The 1,270-nt window shown below is 76.1% G+C and carries 2 protein-coding genes; one reads left to right on the top strand and one right to left on the bottom strand.

Annotation, left to right across the window (positions count from 1 at the left end; genetic code table 11):
- The first annotated feature begins 146 nt into the window (after positions 1–146).
- Complete coding sequence (locus ACYVE9_RS27310; RefSeq protein WP_461030569.1) at positions 147–803, top strand: helical backbone metal receptor; 657 nt, start codon at positions 147–149, stop codon at positions 801–803.
- Here ACYVE9_RS27310 and ACYVE9_RS27315 read toward each other — a convergent pair.
- Positions 715–1,270, bottom strand: a 556-nt coding sequence (locus ACYVE9_RS27315; RefSeq protein ID WP_461030568.1) for a gamma-glutamyl-gamma-aminobutyrate hydrolase family protein, incomplete at its 5' end; no start/stop codon positions are given. The two genes, ACYVE9_RS27310 and ACYVE9_RS27315, sit on opposite strands and share 89 nt — an antisense overlap.

Consider the following 1,270-nt stretch of genomic DNA (forward strand, 5'->3'; position numbering starts at 1 on the left):
GTGCTCCCGCCGGCCGGGGGACGACCCGGGCCGGCGGGCACCGGGTCGCGCGCACCGCACCCGGAGCCCGGCCGGTGAGCCGGACACGCCGGGTAGTCTCCCTCGTCCCGTCGCTCACCGAGGCCGTCGCCGTGACCGCGCCGGCCATGCTGGTGGGCGCCACCGACTGGTGCAGCCACCCGACGGACCTGGACGTCGTGCGGGTCCGCGGCACCAAGAACCCGGACGTGGAGCGCGTCGTCGCGCTCGCCCCCGACGTGGTGCTCGCCAACGAGGAGGAGAACCGGCCCGCCGACCTGGCGGCACTGCGGGCCGCCGGCCTGGAGGTGCTGGTCACCGAGGTGCGCACGCTCGACCAGGGCCTCGCCGAGCTGCGGCGGGTGCTGACCCGCGGGTGCGGCCTGCCCGTGCCGCGCTGGCTGGACGAGGCCGCGTCCGCCTGGCAGGACGTGACGCCCACCGGTGAGGTGCCGGCCGTCGTCCCCGTGTGGCGCCGGCCGTGGATGGTGCTGGGGCGCGACACCTTCGCCGGCGACGTGCTGGCCCGGCTCGGGGTGCGCAACGTCCAGCGCGACCACCCGGACCGCTATCCGGCCCTGCCGCTCACCGAGCTGAACGACTGCGGAGCGGAACTGGTCGTGCTGCCCGACGAGCCGTACCGCTTCACCGCCGAGGACGGCCCGGAGGCGTTTCCCGGGCTGCCCTGCGCCCTGGTCAGCGGGCGGTACCTGACCTGGTACGGCCCGTCGTTGGTACGGGCGCCGGCCGTGCTGGGCGCCGCGCTGCGAGCAGCGCGGCCATGACCCGCAGGTCGTCACCGGCCTCCGGGTGCCACTGCACACCCAGTGCGAAGGAGTCACCACCGGTCAGTTCGACCGCTTCGACCGTGCCGTCCTCCGCGTAGGCGCACACGCTCAGCCCGCGCCCCAGCCGGTCCACGGCCTGGTGGTGGTACGTGGGCACGCTCACCCGGCCGTCGAGCACCCGGCCGAGCGTGCTGCCCTCGACCACCTCCACCCGGTGCGCCGCGAACCGCCCCGGACCACCGCCGTGCCCGGGTACGTGCTGGACGAGGGTGCCGCCCAGCGCCACGTTGAGCAGCTGCATGCCGCGGCAGACACCGAGCAGCGGTACCCCGGCCGCCAGCGCGGCGTCGATCAGCGCCAGCTCCCACCGGTCGCGTTCCCGCGCCGGCGGACCGGTGTGCGGACCGGGCTCGGCGCCGTAGCGTGAAGGCTCGACGTCCGGACCGCCGGACACCACCAGTGCG

It is taken from the genome of Streptomyces sparsus (assembly GCF_054776295.1).

Excerpts from the sequence above, each read along its gene's own strand:
- ACYVE9_RS27310 (WP_461030569.1), top strand. The coding sequence starts at position 147 with ATGCTGGTGGGCGCCACCGACTGGTGCAGCCACCCGACGGACCTGGAC.